The sequence below is a fragment of the Bradyrhizobium sp. JR3.5 genome (assembly GCF_054057015.1).
The window spans coordinates 639,920-658,198 of record NZ_JBSRYV010000002.1 but is presented as its reverse complement, the minus strand read 5'-3'; the positions used below and the strand labels follow the sequence as shown (position 1 = coordinate 658,198).

The 18,279-nt window shown below is 64.7% G+C and carries 16 protein-coding genes and 3 pseudogenes; 5 read left to right on the top strand and 14 right to left on the bottom strand.

The features are described 5' to 3' along the window. Positions 1–8: 8 nt before the first annotated feature. The 11 genes and pseudogenes from ACVWW1_RS19715 to ACVWW1_RS19665 all read right to left on the bottom strand — a co-directional run. On the bottom strand, positions 9–755 hold the full coding sequence (locus tag ACVWW1_RS19715) for an NAD(P)H-dependent oxidoreductase (RefSeq protein ID WP_456657124.1): 747 nt from the start codon (positions 753–755) through the stop codon (positions 9–11). A 4-nt stretch (positions 756–759) separates the two neighbouring features. Next, positions 760–1,920: an ABC transporter substrate-binding protein gene (locus ACVWW1_RS19710; protein ID WP_456657123.1), complete on the bottom strand. Its 1,161-nt coding sequence runs from the start codon at positions 1,918–1,920 to the stop codon at positions 760–762. 36 nt (positions 1,921–1,956) lie between these two features. After that, positions 1,957–2,181, bottom strand: a complete 225-nt coding sequence (locus ACVWW1_RS19705) for a hypothetical protein (protein WP_456657122.1) — start codon at positions 2,179–2,181, stop codon at positions 1,957–1,959. Further along, a complete protein-coding gene (locus tag ACVWW1_RS19700) occupies positions 2,163–3,005 on the bottom strand; it encodes a branched-chain amino acid ABC transporter permease (protein ID WP_456660618.1) in 843 nt (280 codons plus the stop codon). Before ACVWW1_RS19700 ends, ACVWW1_RS19705 begins: the two co-directional genes overlap by 19 nt. Next, positions 3,005–3,697, bottom strand: coding sequence for a branched-chain amino acid ABC transporter permease (locus ACVWW1_RS19695; protein WP_456657121.1), 693 nt, complete (start codon positions 3,695–3,697; stop codon positions 3,005–3,007). The genes ACVWW1_RS19700 and ACVWW1_RS19695 overlap by 1 nt, the downstream gene beginning before the upstream one ends. Positions 3,698–3,767: 70 nt before the next feature. After that, positions 3,768–3,812: pseudogene (locus tag ACVWW1_RS19690) on the bottom strand (hypothetical protein); the annotation flags it as partial. 66 nt (positions 3,813–3,878) lie between these two features. Then, positions 3,879–5,813: an AMP-dependent synthetase/ligase gene (locus ACVWW1_RS19685; protein WP_456657120.1), complete on the bottom strand. Its 1,935-nt coding sequence runs from the start codon at positions 5,811–5,813 to the stop codon at positions 3,879–3,881. Further along, positions 5,813–6,604 carry an ABC transporter ATP-binding protein gene (locus ACVWW1_RS19680; RefSeq protein ID WP_456657119.1) on the bottom strand — a complete coding sequence of 264 codons (792 nt, stop codon included), beginning with the start codon at positions 6,602–6,604 and terminating at the stop codon, positions 5,813–5,815. Before ACVWW1_RS19680 ends, ACVWW1_RS19685 begins: the two co-directional genes overlap by 1 nt. Further along, positions 6,601–7,455, bottom strand: a complete 855-nt coding sequence (locus ACVWW1_RS19675; protein ID WP_456660617.1) for an ABC transporter ATP-binding protein — start codon at positions 7,453–7,455, stop codon at positions 6,601–6,603. The genes ACVWW1_RS19680 and ACVWW1_RS19675 overlap by 4 nt, the downstream gene beginning before the upstream one ends. 5 nt (positions 7,456–7,460) lie before the next feature. Continuing rightward, positions 7,461–8,489: an FAD-dependent oxidoreductase gene (locus tag ACVWW1_RS19670; protein WP_456657118.1), complete on the bottom strand. Its 1,029-nt coding sequence runs from the start codon at positions 8,487–8,489 to the stop codon at positions 7,461–7,463. 106 nt (positions 8,490–8,595) lie between these two features. Further along, positions 8,596–8,742, bottom strand: a pseudogene (locus ACVWW1_RS19665) (NAD(P)-binding protein); the annotation flags it as partial. A gap of 279 nt (positions 8,743–9,021) precedes the next feature. On the opposite strand from ACVWW1_RS19665, the gene ACVWW1_RS19660 reads away from it, so the two are divergent. The 4 genes from ACVWW1_RS19660 (at position 9,022) to ACVWW1_RS19645 (ending at position 12,445) form a co-directional block, all read left to right on the top strand. Continuing rightward, a complete protein-coding gene (locus ACVWW1_RS19660; protein WP_456657117.1) occupies positions 9,022–9,657 on the top strand; it encodes a TetR/AcrR family transcriptional regulator in 636 nt (211 codons plus the stop codon). A 161-nt stretch (positions 9,658–9,818) separates the two neighbouring features. After that, the gene (locus tag ACVWW1_RS19655) at positions 9,819–10,307 is read left to right on the top strand and encodes a DUF417 family protein (RefSeq protein WP_456657116.1); all 489 of its coding nucleotides are present in this window, start codon (positions 9,819–9,821) and stop codon (positions 10,305–10,307) included. Between the two features lie 523 nt (positions 10,308–10,830). Next, positions 10,831–11,961: a serine hydrolase gene (locus ACVWW1_RS19650; RefSeq protein WP_456657115.1), complete on the top strand. Its 1,131-nt coding sequence runs from the start codon at positions 10,831–10,833 to the stop codon at positions 11,959–11,961. Between the two features lie 151 nt (positions 11,962–12,112). Beyond that, complete coding sequence (locus ACVWW1_RS19645; protein ID WP_456657114.1) at positions 12,113–12,445, top strand: hypothetical protein; 333 nt, start codon at positions 12,113–12,115, stop codon at positions 12,443–12,445. Between the two features lie 7 nt (positions 12,446–12,452). Here the strand turns inward: ACVWW1_RS19645 and glgA are convergent, their stop codons facing one another. Both glgA and glgC read right to left on the bottom strand, forming a co-directional pair. Continuing rightward, entirely contained in the window at positions 12,453–13,910 is a 1,458-nt protein-coding gene (gene glgA, locus ACVWW1_RS19640; protein WP_456657113.1) for a glycogen synthase GlgA, read from the bottom strand. Continuing rightward, complete coding sequence (gene glgC / locus ACVWW1_RS19635) at positions 13,907–15,169, bottom strand: glucose-1-phosphate adenylyltransferase (RefSeq protein WP_456657112.1); 1,263 nt, start codon at positions 15,167–15,169, stop codon at positions 13,907–13,909. Before glgC ends, glgA begins: the two co-directional genes overlap by 4 nt. A gap of 247 nt (positions 15,170–15,416) precedes the next feature. On the opposite strand from glgC, the pseudogene ACVWW1_RS19630 reads away from it, so the two are divergent. Continuing rightward, a pseudogene (locus ACVWW1_RS19630) lies at positions 15,417–16,650 on the top strand (rhodanese-like domain-containing protein). Positions 16,651–17,170: 520 nt separating this feature from the next. Here the strand turns inward: ACVWW1_RS19630 and ACVWW1_RS19625 are convergent. Further along, a complete protein-coding gene (locus ACVWW1_RS19625) occupies positions 17,171–18,238 on the bottom strand; it encodes a hypothetical protein (protein WP_456657111.1) in 1,068 nt (355 codons plus the stop codon). Positions 18,239–18,279: the final 41 nt, after the last annotated feature.

Genomic DNA, 18,279 nt, shown 5'->3' with positions numbered 1-18,279 from the left:
GGCGGCCGTTAAGTCGCCGCCGCCTTACCCTGGCCGACCGTCTGTGCCGCGATCCCTGGCTTCAGCCGCCAGTCCTCGCCGAAATCCGCGAGCGGATGGAAGAACAGCGGCTCGGTGGTCTCGAGCTGCCGCAGCCGCTCGGCGTAGCCGTCGAGATAGCGGTGCCGCGTCGCCTCGTCGACGAAGTTCACCGAATACGACACGAAGGGCGGCAGCACCTTGCAGCCGGCATAGGCCAAGGTGCCGTTCTGGATCGGCCACAGCACCACATCGAGTGCGCCGATCAGCCCGTCGGGCGCGCACATCCCGGGATAGGCGGCGGTCGAGGTCACGACCATGGCACGTCGGCCGGCGAGGCCGCCGGTGTCGTAACGGCGGCCGGCGCCATAGACCGCGCCGTTGACAAACACGCGGTCGATCCAGCCCTTCATGATCGCGGGAACGGAGAACCACCACAGCGGAAACTGCAGGATCAAGAGGTCGCACCACAACAGCTTCTCGATCTCAGCGACGATGTCGCCGCTGAGCGACTCCTGTTGCAGATCGTATTTCTGCTCGCGGTCATATTGCAGCCGGTCGGGGAACCGCCGCTCGCCGAAGTCTTCGGCGGTCGCCACCGGGTTGAAGCGCATAGCGTAGAGATCGGAGATCCTGACCGTGTGTCCGAGCGCGGTCAGTTCCGCCACCGATCGCGCCAGCAGCGCAGCGTTGAAGGATTGCGCCTCCTGATGGGCAAAGACGATCAGGACCTTCATCGTTCTAGTTCACCGGCCTGAAGCTGAGCGTCGCCGTATCGGCCTGCATGATCTGCAGCTTCTGGTTCGAGAAGCGGACGCCGGGGCCGAAGCCGATCGGCGCCATCACGCCCGTCTCGACATTTTTGGTCTTCTCCAGCTCCGCGATGGTGCAAGCCCAGGTCGGTTGCTTGCCGCAGCGCTCGATCGCTGCGATCAGGACCTTCGCGGCGGCATAGCCAGTCATGGTGTAGCGGTTGATACCCTTGAACTCGGCCTCCGACACCAGCGGCTTGGCCTTCTCCAGAAATGCCTTGCCGGCTGCGCCCGCGAACGGTTCGACATAGTCGACCGCATAGATGCCGTCGCCGGCCGGGCCCATCAGCTTCAGCACCGGTTCGATGCGGCCGGGCCAGAAAATGCCGGTCACCGGCTTGATGCTGAGCTTCTCGAGCTCCTTCATCATCGCGATGTTCTCGCCGATGATGCCGCCGGCCAGGAACACCTCGGCGCCGGAATCCTTCAGCTGCAGCATGTCGGACGAGAAGTCCTGCTGGCCCTTCTTGTAGTTGCCGCTGTAGACGACGTTCAGCTTCTTGGCCTTGACGACGGTATCGAAGCCGTCTCGCACGGTGATGCCGTAATCGTCGTCCTGGGTGATCAGGCCCCATTTCTTGCCGGGATTCTTGTCGGCGAGAAAATTGACGAGGTGGATGATGCCTTCCTCGTAGGATTGGCCGACCACGAACACGTTCTTGCGCGGCGGCTCCCACAGGAATTTCACCGGCGCGACGTCGATCACGGTCGGGATGCCGGATTTCTCCAGCACCGGCATCACAGCGATCGACTGGCCCGAGCCGGAGATGCCGATCATCGCGAACACTTTGTCGACGTCGATCACCTTCTTGACGCCCTGGATGGTTCGCGCGGTGACATAACCGTCGTCCTCCAGCACGTATTTGATCTTGCGGCCGTTGATGCCGCCGGTGGCATTGGCCTCGGCGATTGCGATCTGGTGGCCAATCGAGGCCGCGACGCCGAGCAGCGCCGGCGGGCCGGTCAGGGGTTCGACGTCGCCGATCAGGATCTCGGTGTCGGTGATGCCGGGGTCGGCGGCGGCAACGGGACCGATGCCAAGGCAGGCCGTGGAAAGCAGCAGCGAAGCCGCCGCCAGATGTCTGATCATTGTCTCCTCCTCATGGTGCTGTGTCTCTTTTTTTGGTTAGTAGCGCAGCGGCCAGTGCACCCAGGTCCGCTTGATGTCGTGCCAGGCGCCGACCAGCCCCCTCGGCTGGAAGCGCAGGAACAGGATGATGACGAGGCCGTAGAGCATGCTCTTCAGCTCCTGCGCGCCGGTCGTGAAGGTCGCGTCCATCTGAGCGCTGAACAGGCTGAAGACGAGCCTTGTCGCTTCCGGCAGCAGCACGATCAGGACGGTGCCGAGCACGGCGCCGAGCGCCGAACCGAGCCCGCGCCGACGATGAGGATCGCCAGCGCCTCGATCGAGAGCAGGAACGGAAAGCCTTCGACGCTGACAAAGGAGAGGTAGATGCCGTAGAGCGCGCCGGCGATTCCGATGATGAAGGCCGATGTGACGAAGGCGAACAGCTTGTAGGCATGCAGGTTGATCCCCATCACGCGGGCCGCGGTGTCGTTGTCGCGGATCGCGACGAAGGCACGGCCGACCCGGCTGCGGCGGATGTTGAGGGTTGCGAATAGCGTCAAGGCTGCGAAGGCGAGGCAGAGATAGGTGAAGGCCGCGTCGCCGTCGAAGCTGATGCCGAAGATCTCCGGCCGCTGCACCTGGATGCCGCGCGCGCCGTTGGTGAGCCAGCGCATCTCCAGAATCACGGTGTTGATGATGAAGGAGAAGGCGAGTGTGGTGACGGCGAGATAGAGCCCCTTCAGCCGCAGCGACGGCGCGCCGACGATCAGGCTCGCCAGCGCCGGCACCACGCCGGCCCCGAGGAAGCCGACCAGCGGCGGCATGTGGTACTTCGAGACCAGCACCGCGTAGGCATAGGCGCCGGTGACGAGGAAGCCGACATGGCCGAGCGAGATCAAGCCGGTGTAGCCGGTCAGGATGTTGAGCCCGAGCGCGCCGGTCACCGTGATCAGGATGATCATCAGGAACGACAGCGCGTAGGAATTCAAAAGATAAGGTGCTGCAATCAGCGCCAGCAGCAGCACGGCCGACCACAGCCACACCGGCGGGGAATCGATCAGCGCAACCAGATCGCCATAGCTCTGCTTGTAATCACCGGTGCGCATCAGACCCTCTCGATGTCGCGTTCGCCGAAGATGCCGAACGGGCGGATCATCAGCACGACGATGATCATGGCAAAGCCCGCCACCTCCTTCATGCCGGAGCCGAGATAGCCGCCGGCGAGGTTTTCGGTGATGCCGATCAGGAGGCCGCCGAGGCCGGAGCCGAGCACGGCGTCGAGCCCGCCCAGGATCGTGGCCGGAAACGCCTTCAGGCCGAGCTGGAACATCGCCGGCGACAGGTCGTAGGACAGCGCGAAGAACACGCCGCCGATGCCGGCGATCACCGACGACGCGGCCCAGGCCAGCGCATGGACCTTCGTGGCGCTGATGCCCATCAACAGCGCGGTGCGGTCGTCGGCCGCGACCGCGCGCATCGCGACGCCAACCTTGCTGTAGCGGAAGAACGCCCAGATCGCGGCGAGCAGCAAAAGCAGCGTGACGATGACGGCGATTTGCCCGGTGCGCACGCCGATGCCGCCGAGATGGACGATGCCGCGGCCCATGCCGATATCGAGGCCGTGCGGATAGGCGTCCCAGATGAAGTTGATGGCCGAACGCAGGATCACGGCGAGCCCGATCGTGACCATCACGGTCGCGAACACCGGCTCGCCAAGCATCGGCCGCATCACGAAGCGCTCGATGATGAGGCCGAGCACGATGGCTGCAAGGATCGCGCCCGCCGCGACGACGAGCACATTGCCGCTGAACCGTGGTCGAGATCGTCCAGGCGATATAGGCGGTGATCATGGTCATCTCGCCCTGCGCGAAATTGACCAGCCCGGTAGATTTGTAGATCACGGCAAAGCCCATCGCGATCAGGCCGTAGATCGCGCCGATCGCCAGCCCGGAGATCAGGAGCTGGATGAGATACTGCATTCAGCCCTCCGACTGGTAGATGATGGCGAGCTCGCGCGCGAACTTCTTCTCGATCATGGCGCGGCGCACCTTCTGCGTGGCGGTGAGCTCGCCATCGTCGTGGTCGAGCTCTTTCTCGAGGATCGCAAAGCGGCGGATGTTCTCGACCCGGGCGAAGCGCTTGTTGGTCTCGTTGACGATCCGCTCGACCAGCTCGTGCACTTCAGGCAGCTGCGACAGCGACTTGTAGTTGGTGTAGGCCAGCGCCCGATCGCGCGCCCAGCGCCCGACATTGTCGTAATCGACCTGGACAATGGCGCCGAGGTATTTTTTGGCCTCGCCGACCACGATCGCTTCCTTGATGAATTCGGAATCCTTCAGCGCGTTCTCGATTTCCGACGGGGCGATGTTCTTGCCGCCGGCGGTGATGATGATCGCCTTCTTGCGGTCGACCACGGCGATCTCGCCATTGTCGAGCACGTCGATGATGTCACCGGTGCGCAGCCAGCCGCCTTGTTCGAGCGAAGCGGTGGAGGCCTTCTCGTCGAGGAAGTAGCCCTTGAAGACGCCGGGGTTGCGCAGCAGGATCTCGCCGTCGCTGTCGAGTTTCCATTCGGTCTGCGGCAGCGGCACGCCGCAGCCGCCGATCCGGTGGTGGCTTTCGGTCTGGATGAAGGCGACGCCGCCGCTTTCGGTCAGCCCATAGCCCTGCGACACCGGACGGCCGACGATGTCGAAGAAGCGCAACGTCTCCGGCGAGATCGATGCGCCGGCACAGAGCCGGTGCCGGCTGTAAGCGAAGCCGAGATGGCGCTGCAAATTGCGGAACATCAGGAGGTAAAGCAGCCCGTAGGCGGCGTGATCGAGCCAATTGGCCTTGCCGGCCTGCCGGCGGTCGGACAGCGTGCGGCCCCAGCCGAGGCAGGCCTTGGTGAAGCCCTGCCGCAGCCGGCCGCTCTCGCCGAGCCTGAACAGGAAGCCTTGCTGCAGCTTTTCGTAGATGCGCGGCACACCGACGAAGAAAGTTGGTGCAATCTCGCGGATGTTGATCGCGACGGTGTCGATCGATTCTGCAAAGGACACGGTGCCGCCGAGCACCAAATGCGTCACCGTGCCGTAGCAGCGCTCGGCGACGTGGCACAGCGGCAGATAGCTCACCGCCTCGAACGGCTTGTCTGCAATGCCGACGGTCTTGGCGTAGGCATAGGCGGCGTAGACGAGATTGCGGTGGGTCAGCATCGCGCCCTTGGGCGGGCCCGTTGTGCCCGAGGTGTAGACGAGGATACAGACATCGTCGGGTGCGCCCTGGCTGATCAGGCGGTCGAGGGTGGCGTTAGCCTCCGGGTTCGCGTCGGCGTAGGCCTTGCCGCGTTCGCAAAGCGCTGCGAACGACATCAGCTCGGACTGGCGGTAGTGCCGCAGGCCCTTCATGTCGACGCAGACGATGGCCTCCAGATCCGGCAGGCCGCCATTGCTGGCCATTGCGTCGAGCACTTTGTCGGTCTGCTCCTGATCGCCGGTGATGACGACCCGGGCGCCGGAATGCTTGACGATATATTGCAGCTCGACCCAGGGATTGGTCGGATAGATGCCGACCGCGACCGCGCCGATCATCTGGGCGCCAAGATCGGCGTAAAACCATTCCGGCGTGTTTTCGCCGGCGATAGCGACGCGGTCGCCCGGCTTGATCCCGAGCGCGAGCAGGCCGAGCGCGACCGCGCGCGCGGTCTCGTAATAGTACCGCCAGGAATAGGGATTCCAGATGCCGTAGTCCTTCTCCCGCAGCGCCAATGCGTCGCCATGCATGACGGCGCGCTGCCGCAGCAATTGCGGGATGGTGATGGCGGCATCCGCAAGCGTCGCCTGCAGCGCGTCCGTGCCTGCCGCAGGCGCGCTGCGCGCGGCGCTGGCTTGCAGCGGCGGATGCGTGGTGCGCAGGCTGTCCATCGTCGACATCACGCGCCTGCCTTCATCGCTTCGGCGCGCTGGCCGCCGAGATAGGCCTCCGCGACCGCCGGATCGCGCCTGATCTCGTCGGACGTGCCTTCGGCGATCTTGCGGCCGAAATTCAACACGTGGATGCGGTCGGAGATGTCCATCACGATGCGCATCTCGTGCTCGATCATGACGACGGTGATGCCGAGCTCGTCGCGGATGTCGAGCACGAAGCGCGCAATGTCCTCGGTCTCCTCCTGGTTCATGCCGGATACCATCTCGTCGAGCAGCAGCAATTTCGGCTCGCAGGCGAGCGCGCGGGCGAGCTCGACCCGTTTCTGCTGGCCGTAGGACAGCGTGCCGACCACGGCGTCCCTGATATGCTCGATTTCGAGGAATTCGATGATGTGCTCGACGCGCTGCCGGGCCGCGATTTCTTCCTTGCGGGTGCGGCCGAAGAACACCACGGCATCGAGCACGGTCGAGCGCAGATGGGTGTGGCGGCCGGTCAGGATGTTCTCGACCACCGTGCCGTGCTTGAACAGCGCGAGATTCTGGAAAGTGCGGCCGATCCCGACGGCGGCGAACTTCCACGGCGAAATGGTCGAAAGGTCGATGCCGTCGAAGGTGATCCGGCCGCCGCTCGGTCGCAGCACGCCCGAGATCATGTTGAACAGCGTGGTCTTGCCGGCGCCATTCGGGCCGATCACGCTGCAGATCTCGCCCGCCGCGACTTCAAGGCTGACATCGGCGACCGCCTGCAGGCCGCCGAAGCGCTTGGACAGGTTCTCGACTGCGAGCAGCGCCGTCACGACAGCCACCGCTTGCGGCGCTTGTAATGCTTGACGTCGCGCAGGCTCTTGCGGCCCGCGGAGGAGACGCCGAGGTAGAATTCCCGGACGTCCTCGTTGGCGGTGAGCCTCGCGGCCGTGCCGTCGAGCACGACGCGGCCGGTCTCCAGGATGTAGCCGTAATCGGCGATATCGAGCGCGCGCTGCGCGTTCTGCTCCACCAGCAGCACGGTCATCTTCAGCTCGTCGCGCAGCCGGACGATCACCTCATAGATGCGGTCGATGATCAGAGGCGCGAGGCCGAGCGACGGCTCATCGAGCGCCAGCAGCACGGGGTCGGTCATCAGCGCGCGGCCGATCGCGAGCATCTGCTGCTCGCCGCCGGACATGTAGCCGGCGATCTGGTCGCGCCGCTCATAGAGCCGCGGAAACAGCGCAAACACCTTGTCACGGCGCTCGCGCGCCTCGACGCTGGTCCTGGTGTAGCCGCCCATCTGCAAATTCTCATCGATGGTCAGCGCCGCGAACACGCGGCGGCTCTCCGGCACCTGCACGATGCCGCGGCGCACCAGCTCGTCCGGCGCGAGGTGATGCACCTCGTCATTGCGGAAGCGGATGCTGCCGTTCTCGATCGCGCCTTCCTCGGTATAGAGGATGCCGGACATCGCCTTCAGCAGTGTCGACTTGCCAGCGCCGTTGGAGCCGAGCAGGGCGACGATGTTGCCTTCGGGCACCGCGATCGAGACATCGCGGATCGCCTCGATGGCGTTGTCGTAGACGATGCGGATGTTGCGGAATTCGAGCAGGCACTCCCGCGCCGGCGCGGCCTGGGGCGCTACCGGCGGCGTCGGATGCGGAATGGTCGTCGGCATCGCGTTTAGACCCGGCCGGCCGACCGGCGCGGTCGCGCGGCGAAGATCGCATCGGTCACGATCTTGGCGGTCTCGGCGCAAGCCTGGGTGCCGCCATTGCCATACTGCTTCACCGCGTCGCCAACGCACCACAGGCCTTCGATGCCGGTCTCGCGCGGCAGATCGTAACCGGCGCAGCTCCGTTGCGCCGGCCAGTCGTCGCGCATCACCCGGATCGACAGGATTTTCGCCTGATCGAAATTGGCGAACTGCTCGCGGAGGTCCTCGAGCGCGAGCGCGACCTCGGCATCCGCGTCGAAATCGCCGAGCGCCGGCACCGGCACGGCGTAGGCGACGTAAAGATGCCAGCCCGGCGGAGCGAGTTCCGGACAGGTGGCGGAGAGGTTCGCCATGTTGCAGAGCCGGCGCGTCTTGCCGAAGGTGACGATGCCGGGATGGTTGATCAGCGGCTCGCGGCTCGCGACATTGATCACAATATTGGCGGCCGGGCGAAGGTCGTTCTTCACCTTGGCGATGTAATCCGCTGGAAAGACCTCGCTGCCGGCAAGCGCGACAGTGGCCTTCGGTCCCGCGTTGCTGATGACGAGATCGCTCTCGATCCGCACCCGCTCGCCATTCCTGAGAACGGTGACGCCTTCGACGCGGCCGTTGGCGGTGTGGATCGTGGTCGCCGGCGTGCCGAGCCAGATGTCGCCATTGCGCTTGATCGCGCCGCCGAGGCTGTTCCAGACCCCGATCGTGCCTTGCGGGCAGAAGCCGAACTTCTTGAAAGCGCCCTTGCTGGTGAAATAGGTGAGGAAGGCGCGGGCCGGCAGCTCGGCGGCGTTGCAAGCGAAGATCGCCGCGCAGAGGTTGCGAAACAGCGCGTGCACCGTCGCGTTGCTGGTGTAGCCCTTCAGCCAGTCCTCGGTCGATTGCCGCCCGTCGGGCAGGTTGCCGGAGCGGGCATCGGCGAATTTCTCCAGGATCCGCGAGGCCTGCTTGGTCAGTTGCCCGAGCAGCAGCGACCAGCCGCCGCGGCCGACATCGATCACCTTGCCGTCGATGAAGAACGAGCTCGCAGGCTCCGGCGCGCGGATATCGAGCGGCGCGCAGACGGTGGAAGGTCTCTTCGAACACGCCGCCGAACTCGATCGCGATTGCGCCGATATTGACCTTGAAGCCGTCGATCTCCTCGGTCGAGGCGCGCCCGCCGAGCCGGTCCTTGTCGTCGACGACGAGGGTATGCAGCCCGCCATGGGCGAGACGCGCCGCGGCGCACAGCCCGCCGGCGCCAGCTCCGATCACCACAGCATCGACCTTATGAGCATCCACGCGCAGCCTCCCTCGATGCCGCCGGATTGGTTCCGGCGTGCGCAATCTGCTTGCTTGATGATGGTCACGATAATATAATCCGACCGGTCGTTCAAATTATTTTTTGACGCAGGTCAATGATCCCGCTGCGCCAGGGTTGATGAGTTCTGGTGGACGGTGCCCGCAAAGGGGAGGAGAGCGCGACGGCTATAGTATAGAGAGACGGAAGCCGCCCGATTCCGGCGGCGTCAGCGGTGGACGAGAGAGACGGGTATGGCGCGGACGCGCTCAGAAAACTACGACGAGATCCAGCGGGGCATTCTCACCACCGCCTGCGGCCTGTTCGCGCGCCAGGGCTACATGCGTGCCTCGATCGCGGACCTCGCGGACGCCTGCAAGCTGTCGCGCGGCGCGCTGTATCATTATTTCGACTCGAAGGAAGCGATCCTGTTCGCGATCCTCGATGCGCATATCCGCGAGATGATAGCCGATGTCGAGGCCGCGATGGCCGGCAAGGCGGCGACGCTGGAGCAGTTCCGCGCGGCGATCCAGGCCATCGTCGCACTGAATGCGCGCTCCAGCGACGAGCAGCGCGTCATCCTCAACGACCTCTCGTTCCTCGGTGAGACCGAGCAGGATGCGATCAAGGCGTTGGAGCGCCAGCTGGTCGACACGGTCTCCGATCTTCTGGTCAAGCTCGACAAGGAAGGCAAGATCGTCAGGCGGACCAAGAAGATCTACAGCATGATGCTGTTCGGCATCCTGAACTTCAGCCACACCTGGTACGACCCGAAGGGTGGCGTCGACCCCAGCGAGTTCGCCGACATGGTGGTGGACCTGTTCCTGTACGGCTTCACCATGCCGGTGCCGGCCAAGGACACCGCGCGGCCGCTGCGTCAGCGCGCGTAGGACCATCGCCGCGAGCGACGATCTTGATCACCTTCTGCACATGATCGTGAAGGCTGCGAGCGTGTCCCGCGCGTAACGCGCGCGCGGCGCGCCGCGTAGTTTGCCACGAACGCCGTAACCGCGGCTGATGGTGGCATCGCAGCGAGGGAAGAAACATCCGCATGAATCTGTCGTTCAACATCGCCGAACAAGGCGAGGGGTCTTATCGTCTGCTCGCGATCCTGCGCTGGGTCATGGTGGTGATCTTCGTGTCGTTCGGCATGCAGAAGTTCACGCTGCAATCGGCGCAAGGCATCGTGCAATTCATCAGCAACAGTCCGTTCGTCTCGTGGCTGTCGGTGTTCGGCCTTCGCGGCGAGGCCTATGTGCTCGGCGTCACCGAGTTCGGCATCGCCGTGCTGCTTGCCGCCGGCGCGTTCAGCCCGATCCTGTCCGCGATCGGCGCATTGATGGGCGTGATCACCTTTGCGGTGACCTGGTCGTTCTTCTTCACGACACCCGGGGTGGTGAAATGGAGCCTGTCGACCGACCCGATGGCATGGAACCTGGCCGGCGAGTTCCTGTTCAAGGACATCGTGCTGCTCTGCGTCTGCCTCGTGCTGCTGCTGGCGTCGTTGCCGCGGTCGATCGTCCGGTCGCGAAGCGGATAGGCGCGCCCTGCGTTCAATAGTTAAGCCATGCTTAACCACGGCATCGCGCGCGCCCTGCATCGGGAACAGGACAATCCGTCGCATGCAGCCGTGTCTTGCAAATCGAATCCCATGGGCATATGCAACCCTTGATTGACGAATTGTTGCTAGTAAGAAACCGTCCCCGGGTTGGGAGCGGAATGTGGCGAAGTCAGACATATCGGCGGCGAGCCCGGCAAGCGTCGGTATTGCCTCTCCGTCGCTGCACATTTCTCGTATTTTCAAACGTCCCGCATTTTTTAGTTCCATTGCAGTTCCCGCGCCGTGGCTGGAGTGGGAGGGCGGTCGCGATCGCGGGTTCCGGGAGTGACCGCCGGAGCAGCGATCGGGCCGCCCGTTCCCCAGCCGGAACGGGTCACGGTGCAAGACGCGCGATCGTGAATTTGGAAACGTGGGTCCCACCGCTAGGATCGCGATGTCGCCATTTCTCGATGGCTGAACAGGCTGCGGGTCATACCGCAACATCGTCCCGAATTCGTTCTACATGAGACAATGGCTCTTCGTCCGGATCGCGGCCGTCCTGCTTGCCGTTGCCGCTAGCGTGCTGACGGCAGCGCGAGCTGATTCCGACATGGATGCGCAGATCAGGGACATCGTCACGACGGAACTGGCGCCAACCGCGACCGTGGCCGATCCGGGCGGCCTTGCCGCGGCGGTCTATGCCGGCGGTCGGGTCGCCTTCTTCAACTACGGCTTCGCCGACGCTGCGGCAAAGCGGCCGGTCACCTCGGACACGCTGTTCAATCTCGCCTCGCTGCGCAAGCTGTTCGAGGCGACACTGGTTGCCCTCGGCACCGAGCGCGGCGAATTGCGGCTGGACGATCCCGTCGGCAAGTATCTGCCGGAGTTGCACGGCGACTATATCAGCCGCGTCACGGTCGGCGAGCTTGTCGACCATACATCGGGGCTGCTGCTGCCGACCGATCATCCGCCCTGGCCGAACGAGGCCTTCAGCCGCGATCAGTTCATCGCGATGCTCAATGCCTGGACGCCCAAGAAAGGAGAGCAGCCGGGCAAGCAGCGCATCTACAGCCATGCCGGCTATGTCCTGCTGCAGCTGGTGCTGGAGCAGCGCTATCGCATGCCGATCACGACGTTGATCGAGAGCCGTATCCTCAGGCCGCTCGGCATGACCTCGACCTTCGTTCCGGATCGTGGCGAGGACAATCGCGCGGCGATGGCGCCGGAGATCATGCAGCGCATGGTCCAGGGCTACTCCCATGACGGCACGGCGATCGGTCCACCCGGCAATCAGCAGAGCTATTACGATTTTCCCGGCACTGGCCAGATGTTCTCGTCGGCGCGCGATCTCGGCGTGCTGCTGCGCGCCTGTCTCGACGGCGCGGTGATCGATCCCGAATTGCGCGCGGCATTGCAGATGACCATGCGCGAGAGTTTTCGTGTCGATGCGACGTTCGGGCAGGCGATGGCGTGGGAGCATGCGCGGCTGGACGGTGTCACCGTCATCGACAAACCCGGCGGTCTCAACAATGCCTCGGCCTATATCGGCCTGGTGCCGGCGCGCCGGTTCGGCATCGTGCTGCTCGCCAATCGCGGCGACTATCCGCACGAGATCGCGCGCTACAGGATCCTGCCGGCACTCGCGCGACTTTGATCAAAACCAAGATACTTTAGCTATGCCGCGCGCCAATCCGATGACACGGCCTGCGCGGCCGAGCAGGGGATGCATGCAAAAATCGTCATGGCGCGGAACCGTGATCGGCTATATAAACCGGTAGCTTCTTCTCCTGCTTGAAGAGGCTGATATGACTGATTTACAAAATTCTGATTTGCACGCTCCTGATTTGCATACTTGGCTTTCGCAACAGCCGCACGGCCTGCGAACCTACCGGACCCTCCAGGAAAAACTCGAGACCTTGAGCAGGCATCAGCCCGAGCAACGGGCCATGTGCCGGCTGCTGAGCGGTCTCGTCGGCAACTACATCGAGGCCTTCGACGAGGAGCCGCTGCCCGTCGCGGTCGCCGACCGCGCCTATGGCCGCCTGCTCGCTCTCGTCGCAAGCCTCGATCTCAAGGGCAATCCCGACCGCCGCCTCGCCGACATCAACCGCATCGCGTCCTGCGATCTGTTGAATTGATCGCGCGTCATCCTCGCGCGGCGGCGAGCTCGCGGTAGAGCGCGGCGTAGCGGCCGGCGCGATTGTGCCAGGAGACGTCGGTGGCCATGCCGGCCTGCTGCAGCCGGCGCCACGTCACCTTGTCGTTGAACAGCAGGTTCGCTGTGCGCAAGCCATGGGCGAGCGCTTCCGAGGTCACGGGTGCAAACTTGACGCCGGTCGCAGCACTGCCGGTGATCGCGGCTTCGTCGAAGCCCTGCACGGTGTCGGCAAGGCCGCCGACATTGGCAACGATCGGGACCGCGCCGTAGCGCAGCGCGCAGAGCTGGGTGAGGCCGCACGGCTCGAACCGCGACGGCACCGCGAGCGCATCCGCGCCTGCCTGGATCAGATGCGCCAGCGCCTCGTCATAGCCGATCACGACCGCGATCCGCCCGGGGTTGTCGCGCGCCAGCGCGGCGTAGCGATCCTGCAGATCGCGATCGCCGCTGCCGAGCAGCGCGAGCTGAATGCCTTCGCCGAGCAATGTCGGAATGTTCTCGAGCAGCAGGTCGAGCCCCTTCTGCCATGACAGCCGACTGATGACGCCGAGCAGCATCTCATCTGGCGCCGGATCGAGACCAAACCGCCGCTGCAGCGCCGCCTTGTTGGCTGCGCGCTCCGCGATTTGTCCGGCGCTGAAGCGCGCGGCGATGTCGGGATCGGTGGCCGGATTCCACACATCGATGTCGATACCGTTGAGAATGCCGCTCAGCACGTCGGAGCGTTCGCGCAACAGGCCGCCGAGCCCCATGCCGCCTTCGTCGCTCTGGATCTCCTGCGCATAAGTCGGCGACACCGTGGTGATGCGGTCGGCGAATTGCAGGCCGGCCTTCAAGAGACTGATGGTGCCGTAATATTCGACCCCGTGAAGCGAATAGGCCTCGCCCGGAAGACCAAACGCAGCCAGCATGTCCGGCGAGAATTGCCCCTGATAGGCGAGGTTGTGCACGGTCATCACCGTGCCCGGCCGCGGCTGCCCGCCGTAATGCAGATAGGCCGGCGCGAGCCCGGCCTGCCAGTCATGCGCATGCACGATGTCGGGGACGAAGCCCTCGATCGCACCCCGGCCGATTTCGGCCGCCATCCGCGACAGCGCCGCAAAGCGGATGCCGTTGTCGGGCCAGTCGCGTCCGTCGGGACCGACATAGGGATTGCCGGGGCGCGTATAGAGATGCGGCGCGTCTAGCGCAACAAGATCGAGGCCGTCATGGGTACCGCCGAGCAGGCGGATCGGCCCCCCGCCGTAAAATTCTCCCCAGTTCAGCAGGGTCTCCGCGGAGGCCAGCGCCTTGAGCACATCGGGATAGCCGGGCACCAGCGTCCGCATCGTGACGCCGTGCTGCTTCAGCGCCGCCGGCAGCGCGCCGACCACGTCGGCGAGGCCGCCGGTCTTGACGATCGGGTAGACTTCCGAGGCGACCGCGAGGACGCGGATGGGCGTCATGTCGGGAGCCTGTCGATCATAGGTTGCGTGATCAGCGTGATCCCGTTCTCGGTGGTGCGGAATCGCTTGCCGTCGAACTCGGGATCCTCGCCGACCACGAGCCCTTCCGGAATCCGCACGCCGCGATCGATCACGACGTTTCGGAGCCGCGCGCCGCGGCCGACATTCACATAGGGCATGATCACCGCGTTCTCGACATTGGCGTAGGAATTGACGTGAACGCCGGTGAACAGCAGCGACCGGCGCAGCGCGGCGCCCGAGATGATACAGGCGCCCGAGACCAGCGAGGTCACCGCCTGGCCGCGCCGTCCGTCCTCGTCGTGGACGAATTTGGCGGGCGGGGTGATCTCGGCATAGGTCCAGATCGGCCATGCGCGGTCGTAGAGATCGAGCTCCGGCACGACGTCGGTGAGATCGATGTTGGCGCCCCAATAGGCGTCGACGGTGCCGACATCGCGCCAGTAGGAGCGGGGATCGTCGCCGGAGCGGACGCAGGAATCGTTGAACTGATGCGCCACCGCGCGGCCGTGCTTGACGATATAGGGGATGATGTCCCTGCCGAAATCGTGGTTGGAATTCGGATCGGCGGCATCGCGGCGCAATTCGTCGAACAGGAATTGCGAGTCGAACACGTAGATGCCCATGCTGGCGAGCGACTTGTCGGGCTTGCCGGGCATCGGCGGCGGATCGGCCGGCTTCTCCAGGAACGACTTGATCAGGCCGTTGTCGTCGACATGCATGATGCCGAAGCCGCTGGATTCGGTGCGCGGCATCTCGAGGCAGCCGACCGTGACGTCGGCGCCACTCTCGACATGCTGCTTCAGCATCACCTCGTAGTCCATCTTGTAGATGTGGTCGCCGGCGAGCACCAGGATGTATTTGGTGCCGTGCGCCTCGAGGATATCGATGTTCTGATACACGGCGTCCGCCGTGCCGAGATACCAGTTGGTCTCGGAGACGCGCTGGCTTGCCGGCAGGATGTCAAAACTCTCGTTTCGTTCCGGGCGGAAGAAGTTCCAGCCGCCTTGCAGATGTCGGATCAGGCTGTGCGCCTTGTACTGGGTCGCCACCGCGATGCGGCGGATGCCCGAGTTCACGGCGTTGGAGAGCGCGAAATCGATGATGCGGGACTTGCCGCCGAAATACACCGCCGGCTTGGCGCGCCTGTCGGTGAGCTCCTGAAGTCTGCTGCCGCGTCCGCCGGCCAGCACGTAGGCGAGGGCGTGACGCGACAATGGTTCATTTCCGACTGATCTCATGGTCGTCCTCCCAGAACTCCAGGCGCGGCCCCGCTACCTTCTCTTGTCCGGAAGGCCTGATCGGCGCCAACGGGGCCGATTGGAACGTTAGCAAGCGCGCCCCGGTTGGGCAAAGCGGGATGGCGGATTTTCGTTCCCCGAATCCCGGCCTCTGAAGATCGGGGTTGCGGGCTGGTTAAGGCTATTGACGGCGCGCGATTTCGGCCTAGAGCAGGCCTGCGCATTTCCTGCCCAAGGCCGGCATCTCATGACAGTTTCTTCCGTCACGCCCCAGAACATCCGTGCAATGCTGCTGCTGCGCCAGGAGATCGCGCTGCTCGACGTCAGGCATGAGGCCGAATTCGCCACGGGCCATCCGCTGTTTGCCGCCAACATGGCCGCCGGCCGGATCGCGCTCGAAGCCGAGCTGCGACTGCCGCGCAAGGACGTGCCGATCGTTCTCTATGACAATGGCGAGGGACTGGTCGCTGCCGCGGCTGGCGAGTTGCAGGCGCTGGGCTACAGCAACGTTGCGGCGCTCGCCGGCGGCCTGCAGGGGCTGGAAGGCGGCCGGCTACGAGGTGTTCGAGGACGTCAATTCCTACGCCAAGGCCTTCGGCGAGTTGGTCGAGTCGCGCCGGCACACGCCCTCGCTGAGCGCCGACGAGGTCGCCGCGCTGATAGCCGACAAGGCCAACATCGCGATCCTCGATGTCCGCCGCTTCGACGAATATGCCACCATGAACATCCCGGGCTCGGTCAGCGTGCCCGGCGCGGAGCTGGTGCTGCGCGCAGGGAGCGCGGCACCCGATCCCGACACCACCATCATCGTCAACTGCGCCGGCCGCACCCGCTCGATCATCGGCACGCAGTCGCTGATCAATGCCGGGCTGCCCAACAAGGTGTGGGCGCTGCGCAACGGCACGATCGGCTGGACGCTGGCGAAACACGATCTCGAACACGGCGCCGGCCAGCGCGGTGGCATCGGGCCGTTCGCGGGCGCCGCCGACAATGCGCGCGAGGTCGCCTATCGCGCGGGCGTCCGCCACATCGGCGCGGCTGAACTCGCCGCGCTGGAAAAGGACGCACGCCGCACGCTGTATCGCTTCGACGTGCGCGACGCCGAGGAGTACGCCGCAGGCCATCTGGCCGGCTTCCGCCATTATGCGGGCGGCCAGCTGGTGCAGGAAATCGATATGGCCGCGCCGGTGCGCGGCGCCCGCATCGTGCTGACCGACGACAAGAGCATCCGCGCCGACATGACGGCGTCCTGGCTCGCGCAGATGGGCTGGGAGGTCTATGTGCTCGACGGCTGCTATAACGGCCCGCTTGAAGTCGGACAGTCGCGCGTCGTGCCGAGGCCCGATCCCGCGCACCGCTACCGGCGTCCCTATGAAGGCACCGGCGTCGCGGAGCAGGCGATGCAGGCCTATCTCGATTGGGAGTACGGCCTTGTCGACCAGCTGCGCCGCGACGGCACGCATGGGTTTTATGTGATCTAGCGGATGACGTGGTGACGGCGGTGCGACCGCATCGGATGCGATAGCCTGCCGTCGCGAGGGGCGCACTGCCAAAATATCGAAAACAACCCCATGCAAATAGCCGGTGGCTGCCGGGGGACACGGCAACTTGACTCGTCGGGCAAATCAGCGGCATTCTTCCATTATTCAGAAATCGTGGCACACGTCCCTCGCATGGGAAACCTTGGCGCGTCGCTTCTTGTGGCCATCCTTCGAGACGCCCGCCGTTGGCGGGCTCACAGGGTGATGGGGTGATTGCTCAGCTTGCTCAGTGTCATCACCCGCTCATGCGGGTGATCCAGTATTCCAGAGGCGTCAGTATTCGAACTGATAGGCCGCGGCGTACTGGGTCGCCCGGTCGAGCCGGGCGATGACAGCGATGGACGAGGATATACGGCCACGCTCCGGACGACGCTTCGCGTCGTTCGTCGCGTGTCGACCTCCCCCGCAAGCGGGAGAGGTATAGCGAGTCAGTGGAGGGAGATCGCGATACTCTCGGTCTTCACTTCGGCAGCACCACCGGCGTCAGCTTGAACGGGCCGGGGTCCTTGCCCTTGTTGTCGCCGATCACGTAGGACAGTTTGCCTTCGGCGACCCAGCCGACATCGCCGACCTGCGTCACCGAGACCGGCTCGGCCAGACCATCCTTGATGGTGTCGATGGTGGCATCGCCGCCCTTCACGGTGACCTTGTCGAGCTTGCCATTGCCTTCGATCAGCAGGAAGCCGCCGCCATGGGCGCGCAGCGCGTCGGCGTGGTCGAGCGGCCGCGACGGCTTGAGCTCCGTCACGGCGCCGGCCTTGCCGTCCTTCATCTCGATCTTGAACAGCTTTGCCGGAACGAAGGTCGTGACATAGAGGTTGCCGTCGGCGCCGATCGCGATGCCGTCGAGCCCGACGCCGTCCTTGGCCGGCGCGAGCTGCGGATCGGTCGCGAAGGTCGCGAGCGCCGTGCCGCCGGGCTTCAGGCTGTAGACGAACGGTGCGAAGGAATCGCTGACATAGGCGGTGCCGTCGGCGCCGACCACGATGTCGTTGCAGAACGATTTCGGATCGGTCAGGGCAAAGCTGCCCTTCGGTGCGCCGCTCTTCAGATCGAAGGTCTTCAGCCAGGCGCCCTTGACGTCGCTCGGTCCCGCGACGCCCATGGCGCTGATGTCGTTGGAGCAGACATAGAGTGTTCCGCTCTTCTCGTCGGCGAGCACGCCGAGCGTCGAGCGGCTGTCTGCAGCACCCGGCTTGACCAGTTGCTCGGCCTTGCCGCCGGCGATCTTGGTCACCCCGCCATGGTTGAAGCTGCCGACATAAAGCGTACCGTCGGAGGTCGAGGTCACGCTCTCCGGGAAACTCTTGTCGGGAACTCCGACCGGAGCGGTTTCGGCGCGGGCTATACCGGCCATGCCGAGCGCAAGGATGGTGGCCGCGGCGCGCGCTAGATTCTTATTTTGACGCGTTTTCTTCACGTGAACCGGCATCCACTTCGCTCGAAAACGCTCCGCCGATGCGCGGCGGATCTTGAGCAGTTCTCCCGTTGCGCGCGGATGTCCCGCGTCGCCGTTCTTTTTTATCATGATCGCGTTTCCTCAATGAACCTGGTTGGACCAGGCAGGAA

Excerpts from the sequence above, each read along its gene's own strand:
- ACVWW1_RS19715 (WP_456657124.1), bottom strand. The coding sequence starts at position 755 with ATGAAGGTCCTGATCGTCTTTGCCCATCAGGAGGCGCAATCCTTCAAC.
- ACVWW1_RS19710 (WP_456657123.1), bottom strand. The coding sequence starts at position 1,920 with ATGATCAGACATCTGGCGGCGGCTTCGCTGCTGCTTTCCACGGCCTGC.
- ACVWW1_RS19700 (WP_456660618.1), bottom strand. The coding sequence starts at position 3,005 with ATGCGCACCGGTGATTACAAGCAGAGCTATGGCGATCTGGTTGCGCTG.
- ACVWW1_RS19685 (WP_456657120.1), bottom strand. The coding sequence starts at position 5,813 with ATGTCGACGATGGACAGCCTGCGCACCACGCATCCGCCGCTGCAAGCC.
- ACVWW1_RS19675 (WP_456660617.1), bottom strand. The coding sequence starts at position 7,455 with ATGCCGACGACCATTCCGCATCCGACGCCGCCGGTAGCGCCCCAGGCC.
- ACVWW1_RS19660 (WP_456657117.1), top strand. The coding sequence starts at position 9,022 with ATGGCGCGGACGCGCTCAGAAAACTACGACGAGATCCAGCGGGGCATT.
- ACVWW1_RS19655 (WP_456657116.1), top strand. The coding sequence starts at position 9,819 with ATGAATCTGTCGTTCAACATCGCCGAACAAGGCGAGGGGTCTTATCGT.
- ACVWW1_RS19650 (WP_456657115.1), top strand. The coding sequence starts at position 10,831 with ATGAGACAATGGCTCTTCGTCCGGATCGCGGCCGTCCTGCTTGCCGTT.
- ACVWW1_RS19645 (WP_456657114.1), top strand. The coding sequence starts at position 12,113 with ATGACTGATTTACAAAATTCTGATTTGCACGCTCCTGATTTGCATACT.
- glgA (WP_456657113.1), bottom strand. The coding sequence starts at position 13,910 with ATGACGCCCATCCGCGTCCTCGCGGTCGCCTCGGAAGTCTACCCGATC.
- glgC (WP_456657112.1), bottom strand. The coding sequence starts at position 15,169 with ATGAGATCAGTCGGAAATGAACCATTGTCGCGTCACGCCCTCGCCTAC.
- ACVWW1_RS19625 (WP_456657111.1), bottom strand. The coding sequence starts at position 18,238 with ATGATAAAAAAGAACGGCGACGCGGGACATCCGCGCGCAACGGGAGAA.